This window comes from Methylophaga sp. UBA678 (assembly GCF_002299105.1).
In the GTDB taxonomy this organism is placed as follows: domain Bacteria; phylum Pseudomonadota; class Gammaproteobacteria; order Nitrosococcales; family Methylophagaceae; genus Methylophaga; species Methylophaga marina.
The window spans coordinates 66,415-89,820 of the sequence record NZ_DBNG01000027.1; the positions used below are offsets into that span (position 1 = coordinate 66,415).

General features: G+C 42.6%; 25 protein-coding genes and 1 tRNA gene. 4 read left to right on the plus strand and 22 right to left on the minus strand.

Going from position 1 to position 23,406, the window contains the following annotated elements:
• The first annotated feature begins 1 nt into the window (after position 1).
• Positions 2-667 carry a response regulator gene (locus B3014_RS13255; RefSeq protein ID WP_289244954.1) on the plus strand — a complete coding sequence of 222 codons (666 nt, stop codon included), beginning with the start codon at positions 2-4 and terminating at the stop codon, positions 665-667.
• Between the two features lie 27 nt (positions 668-694).
• On the opposite strand, the gene B3014_RS13260 is transcribed toward B3014_RS13255, so the two are convergent.
• From B3014_RS13260 to queA, 10 genes are all read right to left on the minus strand, one after another.
• A complete protein-coding gene (locus tag B3014_RS13260) occupies positions 695-2,785 on the minus strand; it encodes a hypothetical protein (protein ID WP_289244955.1) in 2,091 nt (696 codons plus the stop codon).
• A gap of 159 nt (positions 2,786-2,944) precedes the next feature.
• The gene (gene ahpF, locus B3014_RS13265) at positions 2,945-4,519 is read right to left on the minus strand and encodes an alkyl hydroperoxide reductase subunit F (RefSeq protein ID WP_289244956.1); all 1,575 of its coding nucleotides are present in this window, start codon (positions 4,517-4,519) and stop codon (positions 2,945-2,947) included.
• 75 nt (positions 4,520-4,594) lie between these two features.
• The gene (gene ahpC / locus B3014_RS13270) at positions 4,595-5,161 is read right to left on the minus strand and encodes an alkyl hydroperoxide reductase subunit C (RefSeq protein WP_286305051.1); all 567 of its coding nucleotides are present in this window, start codon (positions 5,159-5,161) and stop codon (positions 4,595-4,597) included.
• A 184-nt stretch (positions 5,162-5,345) separates the two neighbouring features.
• Positions 5,346-5,417 carry a pyrroloquinoline quinone precursor peptide PqqA gene (pqqA, locus tag B3014_RS13275; protein WP_081443609.1) on the minus strand — a complete coding sequence of 24 codons (72 nt, stop codon included), beginning with the start codon at positions 5,415-5,417 and terminating at the stop codon, positions 5,346-5,348.
• A 153-nt stretch (positions 5,418-5,570) separates the two neighbouring features.
• Entirely contained in the window at positions 5,571-6,872 is a 1,302-nt protein-coding gene (bioA, locus tag B3014_RS13280) for an adenosylmethionine--8-amino-7-oxononanoate transaminase (protein ID WP_289244957.1), read from the minus strand.
• Between the two features lie 104 nt (positions 6,873-6,976).
• Positions 6,977-7,303: a HesB/IscA family protein gene (locus B3014_RS13285; RefSeq protein WP_286305053.1), complete on the minus strand. Its 327-nt coding sequence runs from the start codon at positions 7,301-7,303 to the stop codon at positions 6,977-6,979.
• A gap of 146 nt (positions 7,304-7,449) precedes the next feature.
• Positions 7,450-7,896, minus strand: coding sequence for an Rrf2 family transcriptional regulator (locus B3014_RS13290; RefSeq protein ID WP_289244958.1), 447 nt, complete (start codon positions 7,894-7,896; stop codon positions 7,450-7,452).
• Between the two features lie 57 nt (positions 7,897-7,953).
• Positions 7,954-8,739 (minus strand): serine O-acetyltransferase, encoded by a 786-nt coding sequence (cysE, locus tag B3014_RS13295; RefSeq protein WP_289244959.1) that lies wholly within the window; start codon positions 8,737-8,739, stop codon positions 7,954-7,956.
• A complete protein-coding gene (locus B3014_RS13300; protein ID WP_289244960.1) occupies positions 8,736-9,467 on the minus strand; it encodes an RNA methyltransferase in 732 nt (243 codons plus the stop codon). Before B3014_RS13300 ends, cysE begins: the two co-directional genes overlap by 4 nt.
• Positions 9,451-10,494 (minus strand): tRNA preQ1(34) S-adenosylmethionine ribosyltransferase-isomerase QueA, encoded by a 1,044-nt coding sequence (queA, locus tag B3014_RS13305; RefSeq protein WP_289244961.1) that lies wholly within the window; start codon positions 10,492-10,494, stop codon positions 9,451-9,453. Before queA ends, B3014_RS13300 begins: the two co-directional genes overlap by 17 nt.
• Positions 10,495-10,676: 182 nt before the next feature.
• Between queA and B3014_RS13310 the strand changes: the two genes are divergently transcribed.
• Positions 10,677-10,761, plus strand: a tRNA-Leu gene (locus tag B3014_RS13310).
• 535 nt (positions 10,762-11,296) lie between these two features.
• Here B3014_RS13310 and B3014_RS13315 read toward each other — a convergent pair.
• Positions 11,297-11,896, minus strand: coding sequence for a helix-turn-helix domain-containing protein (locus tag B3014_RS13315; RefSeq protein ID WP_286305057.1), 600 nt, complete (start codon positions 11,894-11,896; stop codon positions 11,297-11,299).
• A gap of 170 nt (positions 11,897-12,066) precedes the next feature.
• Here B3014_RS13315 and B3014_RS13320 point away from each other — a divergent pair, with 170 nt between their 5' ends.
• Positions 12,067-12,297, plus strand: a complete 231-nt coding sequence (locus tag B3014_RS13320; protein WP_289244962.1) for a DUF2789 domain-containing protein — start codon at positions 12,067-12,069, stop codon at positions 12,295-12,297.
• On the opposite strand, the gene cfa is transcribed toward B3014_RS13320, so the two are convergent.
• From cfa to B3014_RS13335, 3 genes are all read right to left on the minus strand, one after another.
• Positions 12,298-13,485, minus strand: coding sequence for a cyclopropane fatty acyl phospholipid synthase (gene cfa / locus B3014_RS13325; RefSeq protein WP_289244963.1), 1,188 nt, complete (start codon positions 13,483-13,485; stop codon positions 12,298-12,300).
• Positions 13,486-13,646: 161 nt separating this feature from the next.
• Complete coding sequence (bfr, locus tag B3014_RS13330; protein ID WP_286305060.1) at positions 13,647-14,126, minus strand: bacterioferritin; 480 nt, start codon at positions 14,124-14,126, stop codon at positions 13,647-13,649.
• Positions 14,127-14,444: 318 nt separating this feature from the next.
• Entirely contained in the window at positions 14,445-14,645 is a 201-nt protein-coding gene (locus B3014_RS13335) for a (2Fe-2S)-binding protein (RefSeq protein WP_289244964.1), read from the minus strand.
• 162 nt (positions 14,646-14,807) lie between these two features.
• Between B3014_RS13335 and B3014_RS13340 the strand changes: the two genes are divergently transcribed.
• Positions 14,808-15,506 carry a response regulator transcription factor gene (locus B3014_RS13340; protein ID WP_289244965.1) on the plus strand — a complete coding sequence of 233 codons (699 nt, stop codon included), beginning with the start codon at positions 14,808-14,810 and terminating at the stop codon, positions 15,504-15,506.
• Positions 15,507-15,509: 3 nt separating this feature from the next.
• On the opposite strand, the gene B3014_RS13345 is transcribed toward B3014_RS13340, so the two are convergent.
• From B3014_RS13345 to B3014_RS13380, 8 genes are read right to left on the minus strand one after another with little or no spacing between them, the layout of a single operon-like run.
• The gene (locus B3014_RS13345) at positions 15,510-16,808 is read right to left on the minus strand and encodes a sensor histidine kinase (protein WP_289244966.1); all 1,299 of its coding nucleotides are present in this window, start codon (positions 16,806-16,808) and stop codon (positions 15,510-15,512) included.
• A gap of 7 nt (positions 16,809-16,815) precedes the next feature.
• Positions 16,816-17,898: an SAM-dependent methyltransferase gene (locus B3014_RS13350; RefSeq protein WP_289244967.1), complete on the minus strand. Its 1,083-nt coding sequence runs from the start codon at positions 17,896-17,898 to the stop codon at positions 16,816-16,818.
• Positions 17,828-18,598 (minus strand): DUF1295 domain-containing protein, encoded by a 771-nt coding sequence (locus tag B3014_RS13355; protein ID WP_289244968.1) that lies wholly within the window; start codon positions 18,596-18,598, stop codon positions 17,828-17,830. Before B3014_RS13355 ends, B3014_RS13350 begins: the two co-directional genes overlap by 71 nt.
• A complete protein-coding gene (locus B3014_RS13360) occupies positions 18,591-19,115 on the minus strand; it encodes a DUF2878 domain-containing protein (RefSeq protein ID WP_289244969.1) in 525 nt (174 codons plus the stop codon). The genes B3014_RS13355 and B3014_RS13360 overlap by 8 nt, the downstream gene beginning before the upstream one ends.
• Positions 19,108-20,373 (minus strand): SAM-dependent methyltransferase, encoded by a 1,266-nt coding sequence (locus B3014_RS13365; protein ID WP_289244970.1) that lies wholly within the window; start codon positions 20,371-20,373, stop codon positions 19,108-19,110. Before B3014_RS13365 ends, B3014_RS13360 begins: the two co-directional genes overlap by 8 nt.
• Complete coding sequence (locus tag B3014_RS13370) at positions 20,370-21,167, minus strand: DUF1365 domain-containing protein (protein WP_286305068.1); 798 nt, start codon at positions 21,165-21,167, stop codon at positions 20,370-20,372. Before B3014_RS13370 ends, B3014_RS13365 begins: the two co-directional genes overlap by 4 nt.
• Entirely contained in the window at positions 21,168-22,412 is a 1,245-nt protein-coding gene (locus tag B3014_RS13375) for an NAD(P)/FAD-dependent oxidoreductase (protein WP_286305069.1), read from the minus strand.
• Entirely contained in the window at positions 22,409-23,323 is a 915-nt protein-coding gene (locus B3014_RS13380; RefSeq protein WP_289244971.1) for an acyl-CoA desaturase, read from the minus strand. Before B3014_RS13380 ends, B3014_RS13375 begins: the two co-directional genes overlap by 4 nt.
• Positions 23,324-23,406: the final 83 nt, after the last annotated feature.

Genomic DNA, 23,406 nt, shown 5'->3' on the forward strand with positions numbered 1-23,406 from the left:
GATGAATAACTCTATACGAATCATGTTAGTGGATGACCATGCGATTGTCAGGGAAGGTTACCGGGCTTTATTGCAAAAACAAGTGAACTTTGAAGTTATTGCCGAAGCCTGTGATGGCGCAGAGGCATACACTCTCTATAAATCACATAAGCCAGATGTGGTGGTGATGGATATATCCCTTCCGGGCCAAAGTGGTCTAAAAGCCATTGAACGTATTCGCCAATTTGATAATCAGGCGAAAGTGCTTGTGTTTAGTATGCATCAAAATCCGAGTTTTGCGATTCAAGCCACACGAGCGGGAGCACTTGGCTACATTACTAAAAGCAGTGATCCTGAAGTACTGATTAGAGCGATCGCCCAGATAAGTGAGAACAAACATACCTTAAGCGCTGATATTGCACAGGCGCTGGCGATGGAGAAACTGGGCCAAGAACAGTCTGCCATTGATGAGTTGACGGTTAGAGAGTTTGAGATTTTACGCCTGTTGTTAGAAGCCAAATCGAGCCAAGACATTGCCGATCTGTTGAATATCAGTCCCAAGACCGTGGCTAATTCCCATTACATTATCAAAAAGAAACTCGGCGTGAATAGCGATATTGAGTTAACTCGGTTGGCGATTAAAATGAACCTCGTCAACCTCTTGGATTTGGTTGACGAGGCCAAGTAATCAAGAACGACGTTTAGCGTTTCCGCACTAGCGTGTGTATTGATAAATAAAGGGCTCACTGCCATCAATGAAATACAGGCATTGAAAACTATCTTCTTTGATATTGATCATGTCGCAGACAAGTGTTTCTTTCTGAACATCCTGTTGCCACTCATCCTGACATGAATCACGATACTTTGGTGCTGATGTATCAGTTAGCGTTAAGGTTCTGCCCTTCCGCTGCCATTGATACTGGGTTTGATATAAATCACAACTCGCCTTCTGGCTGGTTTCTTTATAGCTACCTGTGCCATCTTCATTCCACTGTTCAGCACCATCCTCTACCCATTGGCATGTCTCATCTAGATAAGCCGTATGCCACTGGCCGGTAATATCAAAATTGTCGTTAGTTGCTTCGGGTTTATTCAGCGTAATTAAACTATCAATGCCTACGCCCTTGTCATTCACCATACTTCGATAACTCAATTGCATTTCCATTCGACGCAATGTGTCTAATGCAGAATACACCTCCATACAGCTTTCCATATTTGTGCCGGGTATCGCACTAAAATCCGTATTTTCCATGAGGTCTACCAACTTTATATAGTTGATGCTAGAGCTGAAACCTAAAGCGTTTGGCGTCAATTCTTCTGATTCAATAGCGCTTATGGCTTGTTGGCTTTTTTCTCCGCTATACACAACGACATGCGATCCTTTGATGGCTGCAAAAGTTGGGATATCGATAGGTAAAGGGAGATTCAGCGGCACCTCGGTACCATCCGCCGGAATACGGATATTCGCCAGTTCTGGCACAAGCTGAAGCAGAGACAAAATGCCAGTTGGATTGCTTGTTTCCAAACTTAGTAAAAAGTCGATAGACAACGGCTTGGCTGCATCTGTATCAATATGCAAATCAAACAAGGAAAGTCCTAAGCCTTTTATACCTTGAGCCATTCCAGTGACTGCGCCCAGTACCATCGGGCTCATTTGTTTTGATTTGACTTGCGCTTGTTGTAAATCTGGACAACTAAACTCGGCATTGGCAAATTCAGTCCATAATTTTGTCACGCCGGGCGTCAGTTGATCCATATCCAGCGCTACAGCCATGCTTGAGATTTTATCTTCTGCATCAACAACATGATCTGGGATGTGTCCTTGCATGCTTTGCAGAACATTAAGCACTAATGGATGACGTACCTCTAATAACGCACTGACTTTAGCTATGAGCTGATTATCTTTGACTTCGATATCGTTATATCCCATCAACAGACGAGGTACCTGACTAATCAATTTTAAAGTATCTGCCTGACAGATTTGCATATCAGGATCATTCATCATTTTTTGAGCCAGAGGCGTATCTGAAAAATAGCGTTTGAAATCATTTGATGCTCTGGAATTATCAGCAACGAAAAGCCCATTCATTAATTTTTCAATATCCAGCATGAAAACTAAATCATTGGTGTATTGCTGTTGCTCACGAATATTGGCTAGATCTTCCTCGAAAGAGACGGGAACGGGTGTTTGTGCAAGACGCTCAGCAGTATCCGTTTCTGTATCTTTATCTGTAATCAGGGTGAATACAGCAGAAGATTCTGTTGTCGCCAAAACCAATTGCAGATTTTTTTTGTCCACCACCCAACTCAATACAGATTGTTTACCCAGCGTTTTTTCCTGGAAACTAATCCCAGCTTCTTCTGACAGGTTTTTAAACAATGTGACTAACTTTGCCTGATCGACGATGGGCATATTTATGACTGGCACCAGGCCATGTAAATAGGTTGCATAATCGCCTTCAGAAGCCAGACCAAAATAATCGACAAACGCTTGGTAGCTACCATCCGTTTTTTGGCTGTAGTCTGAGAATAAAGCGGTTAAAAATCTTGCCGCGGGTGTATTAGATACTGACAGTTCAGATTGAATGTCGTCCAATAAACGAGTTTCTGTGGGGGAAAAACCAAAAACAGGGGAATCGGCTAAAAAAACAGCGAGGGATTTATCAAGCGTGCCACCCATGTAAAATGCCGTATCAGCAGGCACATACTGCAAAAGCGCTGATGTTTTTGTTTCCTCTTGTTTGTATTGCCATACGACAAGCCCAGCAATAACGATAAGGACTAGTACTAAAACTGCTTTTTTCATCACACTTCCCTGTTCGGTTCAAATCAAGCTCCACATGGTGCTATAAAAAAATGACAAATAAAAATCGTTTTTGCAAAAACGTTAAGTACTTTGCAAAAAAAAGACCTACTGACTTTCATCAGTAGGTCTTCATTCAGTTAATAATAAAGGTGTGAGGGGTTAAGCCGCTTCACTTTTACCATCAAAATCATTACGAATCAGATAGTCAAAGGCTCCCAGTGCTGCACGAGCGCCATCTCCCATTGCCATAATAATTTGTTTATATGGGATAGTAGTGACATCACCTGCGGCAAACACACCCGGCAAAGATGTTTGGCCATGATTATCGATTTCTATCTCACCAAATTTACTCAGTTCGATAGTGCCTTTTAACCAATCGGTGTTTGGCAACAGACCAATCTGAACAAACACAGCATTCAATTCAACCGTGTGCTGTTGTTCAGTGGCTCTGTCCATGTAAATCAGCCCATTGACTTTGCCATCATCTCCTGTGATTTCAGTTGTTTGGGCACCCGTGATGACCTTAACATTATCCAAAGAGAACAGTTTTTTCTGTAACACCGCATCGGCACGTAACTCACCGTTAAATTCAATCAATGTCACATGACCGACAATACCCGCCAAATCAATCGCAGCTTCAACACCCGAGTTACCGCCACCAATGACCGCAACAGGTTTACCTTTAAATAAGGGCCCATCACAGTGAGGGCAATAAGCGACGCCATGACCACGGTATTCTTTTTCACCTGGCACACCCAGCTCACGCCAGCGAGCACCGGTAGCGAGAATCACCGTCTTACTTGAAAGCGTTGCACCACTCTCCAGTTCAACATCGATCATCTTGCCATTCTTTTTCAGACTGCTTGCACGTTGAAGATTCATCACGTCTACCTCATATTGTTTGACGTGTTCTTCTAATGCAGCAACCAATTTTGGTCCTTCTGTTTCTTTGACAGAAATAAAGTTTTCAATCGCCATGGTATCCATGACCTGACCACCAAAGCGTTCAGCCACAATACCGGTACGAATACCTTTGCGTGAGGCATAGATAGAGGCAGAAGCACCCGCTGGACCACCACCAATAATCAACACATCAAAATCTTCTTTTGCGCTGATTTTTTCAGCTTCACGCTTCACTGCACCTGTATCCAGTTTGGCGATGATTTCAGGCAGGCTCATACGGCCTGAGCCAAAATTCTCACCATTCAGGTAGACCGTTGGTACCGCCATGATTTTTCGCTGGTCCACCTCTTCCTGATATAACGCACCATCGATCATGGTATGCGAAATATTCGGATTATGAACGGCCATTACGTTTAATGCCTGAACGACTTCCGGGCAGTTTTGGCATGAAAGTGAGATATACGTTTCAAAATGGTATTCCCCTTCCAGCCCTTTAATCTGGTCGATCACTTCCTGATCGAGTTTGGTTGGATGCCCACCGACATGTAGCAGAGCCAACACCAGCGATGTAAATTCGTGCCCCATGGGAATACCGGCAAAACGAATTTTTTCTTGTCCATCGGGCTGTTTGATCTGAAATGACGGCTTACGTGAATCGCTGTCAGCATCATCAGTAAAGGTGATGTCACCTGACATATCAGCGATTTCTTGCAATAAATCGCGCATTTCAGTCGCTTTAGCACTGTCATCTAGAGCCGCAATCAATTCAATTGGGCGTTTGATGTTTTGCAGATAACCTTTCAGTTGTCCGGCGATATTTGCATCCAACATAATAATTTACCTTAATCAAAAATAATTTTAGTGACACTGCCCGGGCATTTGCCCGGACAGGTCGATATAGCCTGATTAGATTTTGCCAACCAAGTCTAATGATGGAGACAGAGTCTCTTCACCTGGCTGCCAAGAAGCAGGGCAGACTTCACCATCATGTGTTGCAACATATTGTGCTGCTTGCACACGGCGAACTAAGTCTTTAGCGTTACGACCAATACCCAGATCGTTAATTTCAGCGGCTTTAATCACACCTTCTGGGTTAACGATAAATGTACCGCGAAGTGCCAGACCTTCTTCTTCAATCATCACTTCAAAGTTGCGGCTGATAACACCAGTTGGATCACCAATCATTGGGAACTTAATTTTTTGGATGGTTTCTGATGCATCGTGCCATGCTTTGTGAGTGAAGTGTGTATCAGTTGATACTGAGTAAACTTCAACACCCATTTCTTGCAGTTGAGCATAGTGGTCTGCAACATCACCTAGTTCTGTTGGACAAACGAAAGTGAAGTCAGCTGGGTAAAAAACGAAAACAGACCATTTGCCTTTCAGATCATCGCTTGAAACTTCGATGAATTCGCCATTGTGATAAGCATTCGCCTTAAACGGTTTGATTTCTGTATTAATCAGTGTAGACATTATTTGCTCCTTAAATTTTGCATTAGTGTCGTAAGTGACAGTTCGCATTGTAGTCGAGGCACATAAATAGGTACAACGACTTAATTCTATTAGTATGATTGATAAAAACGATTAACCAATCGGAAAAATAAAAAAAGCCCTTGAAGTCAAACTCCAAGGGCTTTTTTATTATTATTTATCAATCTTAACGATTGCAAATATACATGGTTACTTCGAAGCCGAAACGCATATCTGAGTATTCTGGTTTAGTCCACATAATCAATTCCTCTTAATTTAAGACGTTATTTCTAGGGAAAACAACGTAGGTATAGACTATCTAAACTGACAAAATGTCACATCAGGGTCTTGCTTGATTCATCTCAGGATTATTCTTATTAAAATAAACGGGATTATTCAGCGAGACATGAAACTAGCGCTCAGTAGAATTCAACGCGTTTAATATATGACCAATCGCATCGCACAACAATTGAAGGTCAGCAGTATCAATAATGTAAGGTGGCATGATATAAATCATGGTTCTGAACGGCCTGATCCACACACCCTGCTCGACAATAAAGCCTGGTAACCAGTCCATCGCATCATCAAGTGGTTTCTTTAGCTCAACGACACCAATGGCCCCTTTTACCCTGACATCCTTAACTAATTCATGATCACGATATTTAGTCAGCTCGGTATTCAAACTATTTTCAATGGTGGATACCTGCGTTTGCCAGTCACTCTCCAGTAACAAATCAATACTGGCAGCTGCCACGCGACAAGCCAGTGGATTCGCCATAAAAGTGGGACCATGCATCAATACACCCGAACCATCTGCAGCAATACCATCAGCCACCTGCTGATTACACATCACCGCTGCCAGCGTCATATACCCACCGGTAAGGGCTTTACCCATGCAAATAATATCTGGCACGATGCCAGCCTGCTCGTAAGCAAACAGTGATCCGGTTCGCCCAAAACCAGTGGCAATTTCATCAAAAATCAATAGGATATGATATTCGTCACATAAGGCGCGTATTTGACGAAGGTACTCAGTGCAATAGATGCGCATACCGCCGGCCCCTTGAACCAAAGGCTCGACGATGACAGCAGCTAATTCGTGGTGATGTTTTTCCACCAAATGTTTGAAATCTTCGATATAGCTGTCCAGCCAATCAGCATCATCTCGACACTCAGGTGCAGCAGCAAATAAATGCGTCGGCAGCACTTTTTCAAACATCTTATGCATGCCATTAACAGGATCACAGACTGACATTGCGCCAAACGTATCGCCGTGATAACCATTTCTGAATGTGAGCAAGCGATGTTTTTCAGGTTTATTCTGAGCAAACCAGTATTGAATAGCCATCTTAATAGCCACTTCAACAGAGACTGAACCTGAATCGGCTAAAAATACATACTGCAAACTGTCATCGGTTATCTCTACCAGCTTTCTGGCAAGATTGACTGCTGGTTCATGCGTTAAACCGCCAAACATGACATGCGACATCGTATCAATCTGCTGATGTGCAGCCTCATTAAGCTTTGGGTGATTATAACCATGAATAGCTGACCACCAAGATGACATACCATCAACCACTTCACGACCATCAGCCAGAGTTAATCTAACGCCTTTTGCTGATGTCACCTCATGTAATAACGGTGGGTTTGACACGCTGGTATAAGGGTGCCAGATGTGGGCGGCATCAAATTCAAGATTACTTAGTTTTGTCATGTCTGTTTTACATAGTCTTAGAGCTGGCTCACCGTTTTTAATTCAGAGAGCTAAAAACAAGAATGCCCGCATTGAGCGGGCACTTTTGAGAAATAGTGTTTCGTTTATTTAGTGACACTGAAGCTCTCACCACAGCCACATTCAGAAACCACATTAGGATTTCGGAATTTAAAACTCTGATTCAAGCCTTCGCGAACAAAGTCGAGTTCCATACCATCGAGAATTGGCATAGCGTCTTCGTTAATAACCACTTTGACATCACCATGCTCAACCACCACATCGTCAGCGGCCACTTCATCTGCATAGTCAAGCGCATAGCTATAACCTGAACAGCCACTTTTGACGACGCCAATTCTTAAGCCGACACCCGATGCACGTTTTGTCATCATATCTCTGACACGATTAATGGCAGATTCAGTCAATGTAATCATATTTTCACCTGTAACATTCAGTGATTAAGACCATAAATAATTGAGAACGTTTGATTCTGATTGAAGAATATCAAAGGCGTCTTAATTAGATTCACTCATTTAGATCTGTAAAAGTGATAAGTCGAAAGTTTGGGGCAAAGAGCAAACTAGAGCATATCAAATGCGATAACTTTTTCGCCGTTTCTACTCTTTTCAAAGTTAGACACGACTTGTGCCAGAGTGATGCCATCAAGATATACACGAATCTGATCACTTAAGCTTTGCCAAAGCTCATGGCTTAAACACTGCTCATGACCGTGACAATTTTGTCGACCTTCGCATTGTGTGCTATCGACCTTCTCGTCAACTGCCGATATGACATCTAACACCGTTATGGTATCTGCTGCACGACTTAAACGATATCCGCCCCCGGGACCACGAGAGCTGCTCACAAGACCTTGCTTTCTCAACCGTGCGAATAACTGCTCCAGATAAGAGAGAGAAATACCTTGTCTTTCTGAAATATCTGCCAGAGTTATTGCGCCTACGCCATAGTTCAGACTGAGGTCAAGCATGGCGGTCACAGCATAGCGACCTTTAGTGGTTAAACGCATTCTTACAAATCCAGAATAAACTTAATCGTCTAAAGTTTACATGCCTGACTATTTTAGTCAACTTTTATTCTCTTCGTTGTCCTTGTAGATATCACACCCTTCTAAATCCGGCATTTCAACGTCAGGTAATTCCCCCCCCAGACGGTGGATAGTTTTGCACATCACATCAACGCGCTTATCCATAGCGTGAACATGCTGAATCAGTCCATGAATGGCCGAAGCCACCGGATCCATGGTTTTACTTGAGGTACCGTAGGCATCAAAACCAACCGACTGTGCTAGTTTCTGACGTTGTTTTTCGTCTTCACTCAAGTTGGTTTTCACTACCCTGCCCGGCACGCCCACAACGGTATCACCTGAGGCGACATCCTTAACAACAACGGCATTGGAACCTATACGGGCACCATCATGAAGCGTAATGGGACCAAGTACTTTTGCACCGGCACCAACAACAATATTATTTCCAAGCGTAGGATGGCGTTTCCCCTCTTTCCAAGATGTGCCACCCAAGGTGACACCATGATAAAGCGTCACATCATCGCCGATTTCTGCGGTCTCACCAATGACGACCCCCATACCGTGATCAATAAAAAAACGGCGGCCAATCTTAGCGCCGGGGTGAATTTCAATACCGGTAAACCAACGTGAAATGGAAGAAATGAACTTGGCGAGCCATTTCCAGTTTGAACGCCACAACCAATGACTTAGACGGTGAAACTGCAGCGCATGTACGCCGGGATAAGTGGTGACAATTTCAAATACATTCCGTGCTGCCGGATCGCGATCAAAGACACAAGAAATATCTTCTTTGATGCGTTCCCAACGGCTTATTTTTTCTGTCATTCTTTCCTCGCTTTGGTTTCTGCTGCACGCAAAATACCATGCATAATCTGTAATTCGTTTCGATCCATATCCGCTCTGTTAAATAGTCGGCGTATACGTCGTAACAGGTTACGTGGGTTTTCAGGATCCAGAAAACCGATGGTCGTCAACGAACGTTCAAAATGATCATATAAATGAGCTAAATCTTCTGAAGTTATCGCCTCACGCTCTTCACCAATACGACCAAAATCAATATTAGGCTGGAAACTCATTCTGAGTTCATAAGCGACGACCTGGACTGCCGCAGCCAGGTTTAGAGAACTATAATCTGGATTAGCAGGAATATTGACTAAATACTGACATCGATCGATTTCATCATTGGATAAGCCAGAATGTTCACGACCAAACACAATAGCTATATGTGTATCATCATCGAACTTTTCAAGTTGCGTCACTGCTTCACGCGGGTTCATTACTGGCATATGCAAGTGACGTAAACGGGCACTCATCGCAAAAGCATAGTGACAGCCTGCCAATGCATCATCGAGACTATCATGTACCACCGCACGGTGTAAGACATCATCCGCACCGGATGCACGTGTTGTTGCTTCAGCACTTGGGTAAATTTTAGGCGAGACAAGATGTAGATTTGTGATCCCCATCGTTTTCATTGCCCTGGCTGCCGCACCGATATTACCGGGATGCGTTGTACCGACAAGCACAAAACGAACATTATCCAGCGACTTCATTAGTATTCCTTGTTATAAACATGGCATCACCGTAACTAAAAAACCGGTAACGCTGTTGGATGGCATGTTGGTATGCCTCCAGAATGTGTTTTTTACCTGCAAAGGCTGAGACCAGCATTAACAGTGTGGATTCAGAAAGGTGAAAATTCGTTACCATGGCATCTACGCTTCTAAATTGATAACCCGGATAGATGAAAATATCCGTTTCTCCTTGATAAGCAGTAATCTCACCGTTGATGGATGCTGACTCTAACGCTCTGACACTGGTAGTGCCGACAGCGATAACTCGTCCACCACGTGCTCTGGTTGCTTTTACTTGTTCTGCCACTTTATCACTGACGTCAATGACTTCTTTATGCATCTGATGAGAACGCACATCATCTACTCTGACCGGCTGAAATGTACCAGCGCCAACATGTAACGTAAGCTCAGCTGTTTCAATTCCTGCTTCACGAATTTTATTCAATAAGGCTTCATCAAAATGTAGACCCGCTGTAGGTGCAGCCACGGCTCCAACATTCCTGGCATAAACCGTCTGATAACGATCTAAATCCGCTTTATCCACTTCCCTTTCAATATAAGGGGGTAATGGTAATCGTCCATACTGATCAAGCGCATCTATCACAGAATGAATATCGTGAAACTTCAACTCAAATAAAGCATCATGCCGCCCGAGAACTTCCGCATCAAGCACACCTTCAAGTTGCAAATGACGACCAGCTGCTGGCGATTTGCTACTTCTTATATGGGCCAGTACCCGAGTTTCATCAAGCACCCGCTCTATCAGCACTTCAACTTTACCACCACTATCTTTGACGCCAAAAAGGCGAGCGGGAATCACTTTTGTATTGTTAAAAACCAACAAATCATCAGGCTTGAGTAATGATAGAAGATCGGTAAATTGGAGATCCTGGCGCTGACCGCTATTCCCTTCCAGAAACAATAATCGACTGGCAGTTCGGTTCTCTGAGGGGTATTGGGCGATTAGCTCTTCGGGCAAATCAAATTGGAAGTCACTCGTTTTCATGGGCGCGATCATAGCAAAATGTCTATCAAAACAGCATTTAAATCATCTATGACGTCCAGCTCCAGCGAGAATAACGTTCGCTTTAGCTATTACTATCAATTAGTTAGATTTTTCAGTTAAGAACAAATGAAAATCACCCTTCCAATACTCAGGGGCAGACGTTATAATTTCGCGCTTAGGTTGCCGGGGTGGCGGAACTGGTAGACGCGCCGGATTCAAAATCCGGTTTCTTCGGAAGTGCGAGTTCGATTCTCGCCCTCGGTACCAACCTAACTCTTCTCTGCATCAATCAACTATCCCTATAAATATCTATATACCATTCCCTATAGAATGAACGTAAATTGTTGATTTATTTTCTGTGGCTCTAATTGATCTATTTTCAGTGGCTCTATTAGCACAAGCCCGACTTCACTCTATATGCACTCCCAGGCTATTTGTATGCATTAATCCCAGTATGGCTTGATGATGGGTGGCAAACACCCACTTGGATGACATCAGGGGTGTAATGTTTGTTGTAAGTGGGGATCTGCCATTGAAAAAAAAGCGGGTATCCAAAAGCAACAATTGAAGCCGAGGAGAGTAAGAGAGAGGTGTAACTGATACCCGCGATTCAGAAAATATAGCAATGAATTATGACTATTTTATGAATCGAAGAAAATTATTACCCAGCGATGTGTGGTCCCATGCTTTTTATAGTTCGGCGATTCTCTACTTTTATCACTTAACGTTAAGTGATGTAACCACCTCTCTCCCCTTTCAAATAATTCAGCCCATTTCCATCTGAAAAGCTTTGTTCTACATCCTAGGCAGTCTGTTTTTCGAGTAATCTTTTTATCAAAGCAAAAGACACCGGTTTTTCTTCTATCATCGCGCTAGCAGGTAGCGTGACTTCTTTGCCTAATGCTGATTTATCTTGTGTTGTCACGATAATGATTTTGGCGTGCTTGGTTTCTTTATTTTTACTTATGGCATCGACTAGATGTGCCACATTCATATCATCCATTTCCCAATCGACAATGATGAGGTTGGGTTTATAGCGGCCTGTCAAAATGAGGGCATCAAATCCATTGTCTGTCACATGAATATTGGTCGGCAGCCCTTCCTGCCACTGTAGTAATTGTGATTCGTATAACCTCAATAGTTCGCTGTCTTTATCAACAAGTAACACCGTTAATTCAGCATGACTGTTCAGTGTTGATTTGCTGGGTATTGCTAATTCTTGAGGGATCGGTTTGCCTAGTTTTTCTGCCAGACGAATCACTTCATCTTCAGAAATTCGTCGGTGGCCACCCAGTGTTTTTACAACATTAATCAATCCTTGATTTGCCCATAGCTGGATTGTTCTTGCTGTCACGCCGAGTAACTTAGCGAGTTGAGTAGTAGTAAACAATCTTTTTTCCATATCAGTCACACCATATTATGTTGTGTACAATAGTTTACACTAATTTATTCTTTTTTTGATTTTACGCTTAGATGACAAGGATAAGTAAAATTAGTTATGAATTTGAAAGCATTGGCTCCTCTATTGTACTAATATGAAATAAATTAGACTTTGCTCGAAGAGGATTCATTATGGATACAAGTTCTCATTCCTTAGAAAACTTATTTCTCCAATTAGGGTTGGATAATAGCCCGGCCGCGATGGATGAATTTATTGTTGAGCATAAACTGCCTCCAGAAAAAACGATTGAGGCTGCGGAATTCTGGACAGCCTCACAGAGGGCGTTCATCCAAGAATGTCTCTCAGAAGATTCTGACTGGGCAGAAGTTGTCGATCAGCTCAATGTGTTACTACATGAATAACTAACGGATTGAGCGATAGGTTTCAGTACGATCACGTTTGGTGAGTACTATTTGCCAAAGTTGGCCTTGTCGTGATTTAAAAAAGCCAGCGCAACTCATCAAATAATATTTCCACATACGGTAGAAACGTTGGTCATATTTTTCAGACAGTATTGGCCAGGCGGCCTCAAACCTATCCCACCATGCCAGTAATGTCAGCGCGTAGTCTTGTCCAAAATTATGCCAATCTTCTATCACCATGCGTTTATTTAATACATCAGCAATCTGCTCAGCTGATGGCAGCTTGCCATTTCTAAAAATATATTTATCAATCCAGGGGTCAACCCGATGAATGGTTTTATATATACCGATAGTATGCAAAAGGAATAAACCTTCTTTTTTTAATAAACGATTCACGGTATCGAAATAGATCGGATAATTTTTTTCGCCCACATGTTCAAACATGCCGACCGAGACTATTTTGTCGAACTCACCCTCTAGATCACGATAATCTGTAAGACGAATTTCTACGGGTAATCCTTTACAGCGTTGCTGAGCGAGTTTTTGTTGCTCTTGAGATATCGTTATCCCCAATACTTCAACGCCATAATGTTCAGCCGCATGCCGTGCCAGACCACCCCAGCCACAACCAATTTCCAATAACTTTTCGCCAGGTTTGAGTTGAAGTTTTTTGCAGATCAGATCTAATTTATCCAGCTGAGCTTGTTCCAGCGTATCGGCTTTTTGCCAGAAACCACATGAGTAACTCATCGTCGAGTCGAGCATGGCCTCAAATACATCATTACCGATGTCGTAGTGTTGTTCACCCACCTGATAGGCACGTTTTACAGTTTGTAGATTAAAAAAGCGATGTCTAAGACTTTGAAGAATCAGAGCAAACTTACCCACGCCCACAAGGTGTTCTTCAATATTAGCGCGCATGATGCGATAAAAAAGCTCATCCATTCGCTCACAGTCCCAGAGACCATCCATGTAGCTTTCCCCGAAGCCTAATGAACCTTTCGTTAAAATCTGAGAGTAAACATCACGATGGTGAACTTGAATATCCCAAGGATTGCTGCCGTTAAAACGAACATCACACTGTTTGGCTAGCTCACGTAAAACTGCAGGCGGAGACAAAGAAGCCTGACTGGATGTTGATGAATTATAGATGTCATCACGATTATCATACTGCTCGAATCTAGCCATGCTTTTCCCTACCTCCAGAGAGTGAGCCTGAATAAATTAAAGAATTTGATTAATCTGTAAATTACTTATTTAGACAATATATTACAAGCCGTGTAATTACGTACAGACATAAAAAAGCCCGAACAGACCGCGTCATGTTCGGGCTCTCAGAAGCATGATTTTTATTCTGCTTCTTTTACAATTTGTGCTTGGTGGTAGTTTTGTAAGCCCATTTTTTCTATCAAGCCAAGTTGCGTTTCTAACCAATCAACATGCTCTTCTTCAGAGTTTAAAATATCCTGAAACAAGTCACGGGTGACATAGTCCCCGACAGATTCACAATATTTAATGCCTTCTTGTAAATCGGGGATGGCATCTAATTCGAGAGCTAAATCACTTTCGAGCATTTCTTTTGTATTTTCACCAATACGCAGTGCACCTAGATCTTGTAAATTTGGCAAACCTTCTAAGAATAAAACTCGCTCTGTTAATTTGTCTGCATGTTTCATTTCATCAATAGATTCATGATATTCATGTTCGTATAGGTTGTGCAAACCCCAGTCTTTATACATTTTGGCGTGAAGGAAATATTGATTGATAGCAATTAGCTCATTCCCTAATACTTTATTTAGGTATTCGATAACTTTTTTATCGCCTTTCATAAACAACCCCTTAATTTCATGTAAAGTTGCCATGATTATCGTTTGTCTGAGTCAAAAGTCAAAGCTAAGCGACTGTTTTAAAAATAAAATCAGAATTATTATCATCTAGATTGGGATATATACGGCAGGGTTGCTTGGACGATGAAAGATGTCTAATGAAATGATAAACACAAAAAGACCTTTATGTTTATCAACTTAGCTAATTGAACAGAAACAGATACTCAGTTATTGAAGGGAAATGATGGTTACACACTGAACTGAGAGTGATAATGAGAATGACTTATAGTTAACTAAAATACTTTTTACCGTGCGGGAATATTAGCCCTCTCCGGAACATGCACTGGGGATAACATCCGTTTGTTCAAATTCATTTAGCAAACGATTAACTTTGAACTGACACTTCCCACAACATGCAGACGCGCCAGTTTGTTCACGAATGTGATGCAGTGTGTTTGCACCAGACTCCATGGCTTCGTTGATGGCGTCTGAGTTCACATTGTTACAGATACATACAATCATTGCAGTACTCACTTGAGGTTTGATGTTAATGATAATGATTGTTATTTAATGAGTCAATTATATTTTTAGATTATTCCTTAAAATATAATGAATTTTTCACAAAGCCCATACAGCAATACGTTATGCTTACGTTGCAGGCAATCAAAAAGTAAGGACCGAGAGATGAAGATCAACCCAGCAACCGTTCTCATCGTCGAAGATCATCAAGATCTGGCGGCAAATATAGGGGACTTTTTAGAAGAAGGCGGCATGACTGTCGACTTCGCTGCCGATGGATTGACAGCATTAAAGTTATGCAGTCAGAACCATTATGATGCTGTTGTGTTAGACGTCATGATGCCGGGGATTGATGGATTTGAAGTTTGTGAACGAATTCGCGGTGAGCTACAACTTGATATGCCTATCGTTATGCTCACAGCCAGAGATACACTTAATGACAAATTGAGCGGCTTTGAATATGGGGCAGATGACTACCTCATTAAGCCCTTTGAGATGAAAGAATTAGAGGCAAGACTGACCTCACATATACGTCGCCATAGAGGAGAAATGGATACAAAATCATTGCAAATTGCCGATATGATTTTTGATCCTAAGACCATGCGTGTGACACGAGCTGGTGAAAATGTCCGCCTTTCACCTATCATGCTACAGATTTTGAAAATTCTTATGCGTGAATCACCAAAGTTAGTGACACGGGAAAAGCTGGAAACAGAGATATGGGGTGAAGATACCCCTGACAGCGATACGCTACGTAGCCATTTATACAATCTTAGAAAACTGATTGATAAACCTTTTCAGCAACATCTGCTACACACTATCCCTGGCGTAGGATATAAGCTGTGTGAAGAGAAAGATTTATAAGAGTTAGCTTTCAATCTGTGACTTAGGAAAATGGACACTCACCTCTGTCCCTTTTCCAATTTCACTGGTGATACGTAAATGCCAGAAGTAGCGATTGCATAAACGTTTAACAATGGTCATTCCTAAACCATAGCCCTTTTCATCATTATCACGTTCTCCGCGATAAAAAGGTTCAAACACATTTTTTACTTGTTGCTCACTCATACCAACACCACTATCAGCAACAGAAAAGCCCTGCTGCCAAATTTTGATAATCACATGGCCTTTAGGTGTGTAATTAAAGGCATTACGCAACAAATTACTCATCAAAATAGACACTACCGCTTCGGGTGCCTTAACCACTAATTTAGCTTGTTCATCAATATCAACGGTTATCGACTTGTCTTGGAATAGTGTTTCCAGTGTGTCCAACTGTTTCAGGGCCATCGCATTAATATCAACATCCTGAACCGGCAGTACGGCATTTTCTTCCCTCGCCAGTATGAGTAGTGTTTCAATCAACGCTTCCATGTCATATAAGGTCCGATAAACTCGGCGCATCGTTTTATCATTAGCCACATCGTAACGACGCTCAAGTAATTCCATGGCACTTCTTAATACAGCTATTGGGGTTCTCAGTTCGTGACTGGCATCTCGTGTGAAATGGCGCTCCCGATCAATAAAGAGCTCAAGACGCTGGGTAAACTGATCCAACGCGCCTACTAAGCTTGATACTTCATCGTCGGGGATATCACGTAGTTCTTGCAAATCCAAGTCCGGTAGACTGCCATCTTTGATTTCGGCTTGTCTCACCGACTTGGCTAACTTCACGATGGGCGACACCGCTTTATGCGATTGACGGTACGCTATCCAGGCCAGGATATATAACACCACTAACACGCCAGCGAGCGGCAAAATACCAAATAAAAGTGCCAGACGGGAGACTTTTACTTCATCAAAAATCAGATAAAGTCGGCTATTACCTTTGTCTTCTATGTAGAGAATGGGGGTTTCTTGATTTAATCCAGCTCGCTGATAACCAGGTGACAGAGGCACTAATTCTCTAGGTAAGGAAGAGTAGTCCCCATCTGTGACCAGATAGGTTTTTAAATTCATTGTATCTGGTGGTGGAAAATCAGGATCTTTGTCACGCATTTCCCAAAAGTGCTGAGCTTCACCTTCTAATGCCTGGCGCACCAGCACATCTTCAACCATGATTTTTGCAGCATAAATACCACCGACAGTGACAAGACTAATTAATAGAACCTGTATAAGAAAAACTTTAACTAACTTGGCTTGGAGGGTGGATTTATTTTTCAGCATTCACTACTCATCTTTTCTCGAATAAATAGTGTCCGACAAGCCACTGGTTTCCATTTTCATATCCAAACAACTCTGCACACGCCATAAAAAACAAACGCCAGCGCTGTAACCAGGTTTCCGCTTGGTCGCCATAAACATCTCGGAATAAACGTAGCACATTCGCTTCATTTTTATCTGTATTTTCCAGCCAGGCTTCTGCTGTTTTCTGATAATGACTACCATTAACTAACCAGTGTTGCTGTATGGATAATTGTGATTGAAAGTACAGCAAAGTATCGGCAGAAGGCATGAGACCACCCGTAAAGAAATAGCGCCCCATCCAGTTATCTTCACCTTCAGTTTCAAATGGATACACCACTTCCCGGTGACAGAAAATGTGCACAAATAACTTGCCTTGCAGCTTTAGCCAGTCTCCAATCTTGTCGAATAAACGCTGGTAATTACGCATATGCTCAAACATTTCAACTGACACCACACGGTCGAATTGTTGTTCCAGCTCTAAGTCATTCACATCACAGGTAATCACCTGAACATTACTCAAACCACGATCTAATAATTGCTGTTCGATATATTGGCGTTGTGAATGTGAGTTAGACACCGCTGTTATCTTGGCAAAGGGCAGTTTTTCTGCCATGTATAAGGTCAAAGAGCCCCAACCACACCCCAACTCAAGAATGTGTTGGCCATTGACTAACTCTGCCCTCTCCAGATAAATGCTCAGCATGGCTTCTTCTGCATCATCGAGGGTCAAACAACTGTTTGTCCAGTAACAACCACTATATTTAAAGTGCTTGCCTAGTACTTCTTTATAAAACTCAGCAGGCACTTCATAGTGCTGCTCATTCGCAGCATCTGTTTCTATGGCGATAGGACTTTGTTTTAGTTGCTCAATGCATTGCTGTTTACGTTGAGTTAATTTATCTGGCTCTGAAGCGTATTCCTCTTTTAGGCGTTGTTTCAGTAACTGCCTTATTCCAATTCGAATCAAGCTGTCAGGAAACCACTTCTTTTCTGCCAAATCAATCATGCCCATCTTTCTTTCTCCACGGAATAAATGCACTGGTTGTTTTTTGATATTGTCGGTACGCATCGCCACGACTTCGGATGGCTTGTTGCTCGGTGTAAGGAATCCCTGTGATGAAGTACAGAAAGGCAAACATCACAACAGGCATTATCCATAGCCACTCACCACCAGAAATGCCTATGGCCATGATGGGGTAACTAAACCAGTGACACCATTCAAAAAAGTAATTCGGGTGACGAGAATAAAACCAAAGCCCTTTCTCACATACTTTGCCTTTGTTAGCGGGATTCTTTTTAAATTCGGCAAGTTGTTTATCCGCTACGTAGACCCCGACCCAAGCGCCAAACGCGAGGGCTAATGCAACAACAAGCCATACCAGTTGAAAAGTCTCTACCTGAGCTAACCACCAAATCGGCAAGGTAAAACCCCAGGCTAAAACAGCCTGAAATTGAAAAAAGAAAAAATGATTCCGATGTGCTTTGTCTCCCCAATACTCACGCAGATAACGATAGCGCCCGTCTTCCGGTTCTGAAAAAACTCGTGTACTGAGGTGAATAAACAAACGTAGATACCAAAAGCTCATTAATGCAGCACTGGCTACTCGTAACACGACATCACCCTGCATCTGCGTGGCATACAGAATGGGCAAGCCCATCATCAATCCAGACCAGAGAACATCCACCACGCCAGCATTATTGGTTCTTCCTTCATATATCCAGCCAAACAGCATGGTAATACTCGCAATCAGCAGGCCTAGTTCAAGCATGTTCAGTCTCCTCTTTATGTCGCCAATGGTTTGCAATCTGCATCAACAAAGGAATCCACAAAGCCCAGCTGATTGATACCACAGCTAGTGCCAGAAAAGGTGTATTCAGACTGACTGCACCGGCTTCGCTACCAGCATAATAGGATAGTGGAGCAGCGACTATGCACAACAATGCCAATAAAACAGGCTTCCGTTGCAGCCAGCTTAATGAGTGATTCAAGGTCAACATAAAGTTGATCCACAAACACCCTATCCACCAGGGAGCAACATGAATAAACGTTTTATCGATGTAATTCATGAGATCCAAGTTGAGCCAGACAGTGTCTAAGAGCATCCCAGCGGAAAGCCCGAGCAGAATCAATTTGATATCTGTTTTTTTCCATGGACTCAGGGCTAGCTGGATAATGATAAACAGCGCTGTCGCTAGTAATGCGTAATGACTACTGTTGGCAGCAGCTGAGAAAATACTGATAAACCAAACTAGCTGGAAAGCAATAAAGTTGAATACATTAACCACGTTGTGGAACCCACTGTGCCTGTCGCGTATCCTGTTTACTAAACAGTAAATGAACATCACTGATACTGCGTTCAATAAAGCCACCTTCGCAGTAACAAAGGTAAAACTCCCACATTCTTATAAAACGCTCGTCATACCCCATCGCTTTAACTTGCTCTTCCTTATCGAAGAACCGTTCACGCCATACCCGCAATGTTTGCGCGTAACTCGGCCCAATGTCTTCCAGATTAGTTAATCTCATCTGTGCTTTTGCAGCGGCATTGACCAAAACACTGACACAGGGAATAAAACTACCTGGAAAAATAAACCGTTTAATAAAATCGACTGATTTCAATGATTGTCGATAACGGTGATCTTCCAGCGTAATCGCCTGAATCACCGCAACGCCATTCGCTTTTAACAAGTCACTGCAACGTTGAAAGTACTCATTAATAAAATGATGCCCCACAGCCTCAACCATTTCGATGGAGACAAGCTTGTCATATTGGCCTTCCAGATCACGGTAATCTTCCAGCAACACGGTGACTTTATCTTGCAGGTTGTATTCTTGAACGCGACGAACAGCATAATCATATTGCTGTTGAGAAATCGTGGTGGTTGTTACCCGACAGCCATAGTGGAGTGCTGCAAACACCGCACAACCACCCCACCCGGTACCAATCTCCAGTAAGTGGTCATCTGGTTGCAAGTCTAACTTGTCACATAAGCGGGCTAATTTGTTAGTTTGAGCCTGCTCTAAACTTTCAGCAAAGTCATAATACAGTCCAGATGAATACATCATATGTTCACGATCCAAAAACAACTCAAACAAGTCGTTACCCAGATCATAATGTGCAGCAATATTTTTACGGCTGCCGTCACGCGTATTTTTCCTTAACCAATGCACGCCTTGCATGACAACACCAGTCAGCCTGGCCAGGCCCTTTTCCATACCATCTACCAGATGGCGGTTTCTGACTAACAATCGTATTAATCGTGTTAAGTCATCCGTTTGCCATTCACCATCCATATAAGATTCTGCTGCACCAACAGAACCACCCAGAACAGCTGCTTCAAAAAAATGTGGGTGTTGAACAAAGATATGACTTTTTAATTCGGCTTTTGGATCTCCAAATTCCAGACGACTATCAGCCATTTCGATGACTAAAAAACCTTCTTTGAAGCCATCCAATTGCTTGCAGAACAGAGTCATACAAAGACGATGAAACTTGCTGATTCTTAATTCACTTTGTCGAGTAGCATGAATGGGAGGTGTCATGATTTATCCTTCAAAGCTGGTTTGTCTGAGTATGTACGGTTATCAGATGAATTCTGCGGATGGCTATAGAAAGGCACTCTTCGAATCCACAACTTCAAAGCATGCCAATAGATCCGCCAGATAATCTTGAATGTTTGTAACGGGTAATCCCGTGGTAAGCGAGACATACTTTGTTGGTCAAGAGGCTGGCGCTTTAGCATCATATCTGCAGTGAATTGTTTTTCATTATTGCGAAATAAATGCATATCGATACTCAGCTCATCTTCACGCCAGAAAAATCGCCACTCATATTGAATATCCATGGGCATAAAAGGTGAAATGTGGAACTGTTTATCGAATGTCGATATCACAGATTGATCTTGACTACTCGGCTTCGCTTTTAATACATAACAATAGCGTTCATCCCAAGGTGTGTTGTTGATATCCGCCAGGACATACTCAAGTTGCCCCTGATGATTCACACAAAAATAAAAACTGACCGGATTAAACACAAACCCTAAGTAACGTGGATGGGTTAACAGATAAACTTGGCCGGAAAACTGCTCACCCGTCCGTTTAAAAATCAGCGACTCAACCGTCGTTTTTAAATCACCATTATGTCGGCCTAAATAATCCTTACGCTTAAAACTAATCAGATTAAAGCGTTCTAATGACCACCAACGGTGACGCTCAAAAACAGACGCTATTTCATCGACATCCAGCATTAACATGGCAATCGGATATTGAAACTGGTGGCGTTTAGGCTGAAAACGCGTGTGGTTCACCTCACCTTTCATCAACGCAGTAGAGAACATTTACAACACCTCGCCATTAAGCTGCTGAACCACTTTCAATGCACTTTTTACTCCATCCTCGTGAAAGCCCCAGCCCCAGTAAGCACCACAGAAATACGTATGCCGTTGGCCGGAAATATCGGCCCAGCGTTGTTGCGCGGCTAAAGTTTTTTCAGTGTAAACCGGATGTGAATAATGTCGCTCTACCAGCACTTTATCAGGAGAGATACGAGCGGCAGAGTTCAAGGAAACAATAAACTCGACCGGAGCATCTAATCTCTGCAAGGTGTTCATATGGTACGAAACGGTGCATTGCTCTTGCAGATCAGGGCTGACATGAACATTCCAGCTCGCCCATGCAGCTCTATTGCTTGGCAGTACAGATTCATCTGTATGCAACTGCATATGATTGCGCTGATAATCAATATTTCCTAAGACCGTTGCCTCATCATAGCTGGAGTCAGCAAGAAGTGATAAAGCCTGGTCAGAGTGACACGCCAAAACGACAGCATCAAACATCTGCTTTTCACCATTAACAGACAAGATAACGCCATCATCCGTGCGTTGAATATTTTCGACGGGAGAATTTTGATGAATCTTTCCACTAAAGTGATGAATAAATTGTTTTATGTACTGATTGGAGCCACCCTCGACGACACGCCACTGAGGTCTTTTCATTAACGACAGCATTTTATGATTTGCCATAAAAGACACCAGATAACGAACTGGCATATCTAACAAGCTAACGGATGGACCAGACCATAATGCACATGCCATGGGAATAAGGTGATCGTGAATGAACACATCACTATAACCATGCTTCTTAAGATACTCTCCTACAGTTTGTGTGTTACTAGGTTGCTTGAGAATATCCGGTGATGCTTTATAGAACTTGATAATGTCGGCAATCATCCGATAAAAAGCAGGATTAATCAGATTTTTTCGTTGGCAGAATAATGTATTCAGACTCGTCGCATTGTACTGCAGTCCAGTATCAGCATGATCAACACTGAAACTCATTTCAGTATCGATGGCCCTTACCTTGAGTTCGCTTAGTAGCTGGCTGAAGTTTGGATAGTTGTATTCATTAAAGACGATAAAACCGGTATCAACTGACCATGATGTGCCTTCGATATGGATCTGATGGGTATCGGTATGTCCACCAATGTAATCATTCGCCTCGAATAAGGTGACATTATGCTGCTTTGATAAATACCAAGCGGCAGTGACACCTGATATTCCGCCACCAACAATTGCAATATTCATTGGCTCACCTTGTTGAGTCGGTGGTCGCGCTTTTTGACTGGTATCGTTCTCATATCCCATATCAAGCCAAATTTATTCATCAAGCAAAGCAGGTAAAAACTGATATCCACTTCCCACCAGTAAAACCCTTGTCTTGCCGACGATGCATGATAGTGATGGTTGTTATGCCAGCCTTCGCCCAGCGTTAAAAGTGCTAATAAAAAATTATTACGGCTATCATCGCCAGTGTTGTAGCGGCGCTTTCCCCATTTGTGAGCGAGAGAGTTAATCAGTAATGTTGCATGTAGCAGGATGACCGTCGAAATAAAATATCCCCAAACCACCATTTGCCAGCCATTCGTATTCAATCCCGGATTTAGCCAACTTAACCATTCACCCAGACCAAACAAACTCAGCGCCAGCAACAATGGAATTGCTATATCAAATCTGTCCAGCCAACGTAGTTCTGGATAACGAGACAAATCCTTTACAAGCCCATAATCAGCGTGGAAGTGGCGTTTGGTCAAAAACCACCCAACATGGCTCCATAGAAAACCCTCTCGTGGTGAATGAGGATCTTGATTGGTATCCGCATGACGGTGATGGTTGCGATGATGTGCCGCCCACCAGATTGGGCCTCGTTGAGTCGAGGCAGCACCGATAACTGCAAATACAAACTGCACTGGTCTGCTTGTTTTAAACGATTTGTGAGCAAAATATCGATGATAGAAAGCGGTAATAGCAAACATTCTGACAAGATAGAGAATCACCGCTGTGTATACGGCTACAGCTGATATCCCCACCCAAAAAACAGCAAGACAGGCTAGATGTAACACGATAAACGGTATGATTCTAAACCAATCAATCCTGTCATCAGCTGCGGCATATCGGATGCTACTATCACTATCAAACCAGTATCGTAACGATTTCATATCAGTCCTTCTAAGATAGTGGATAGCGTATTGAGCAATCTGTGAATTTGATGTGAAACAAGCTGTCATGCGGCTTCACCTTA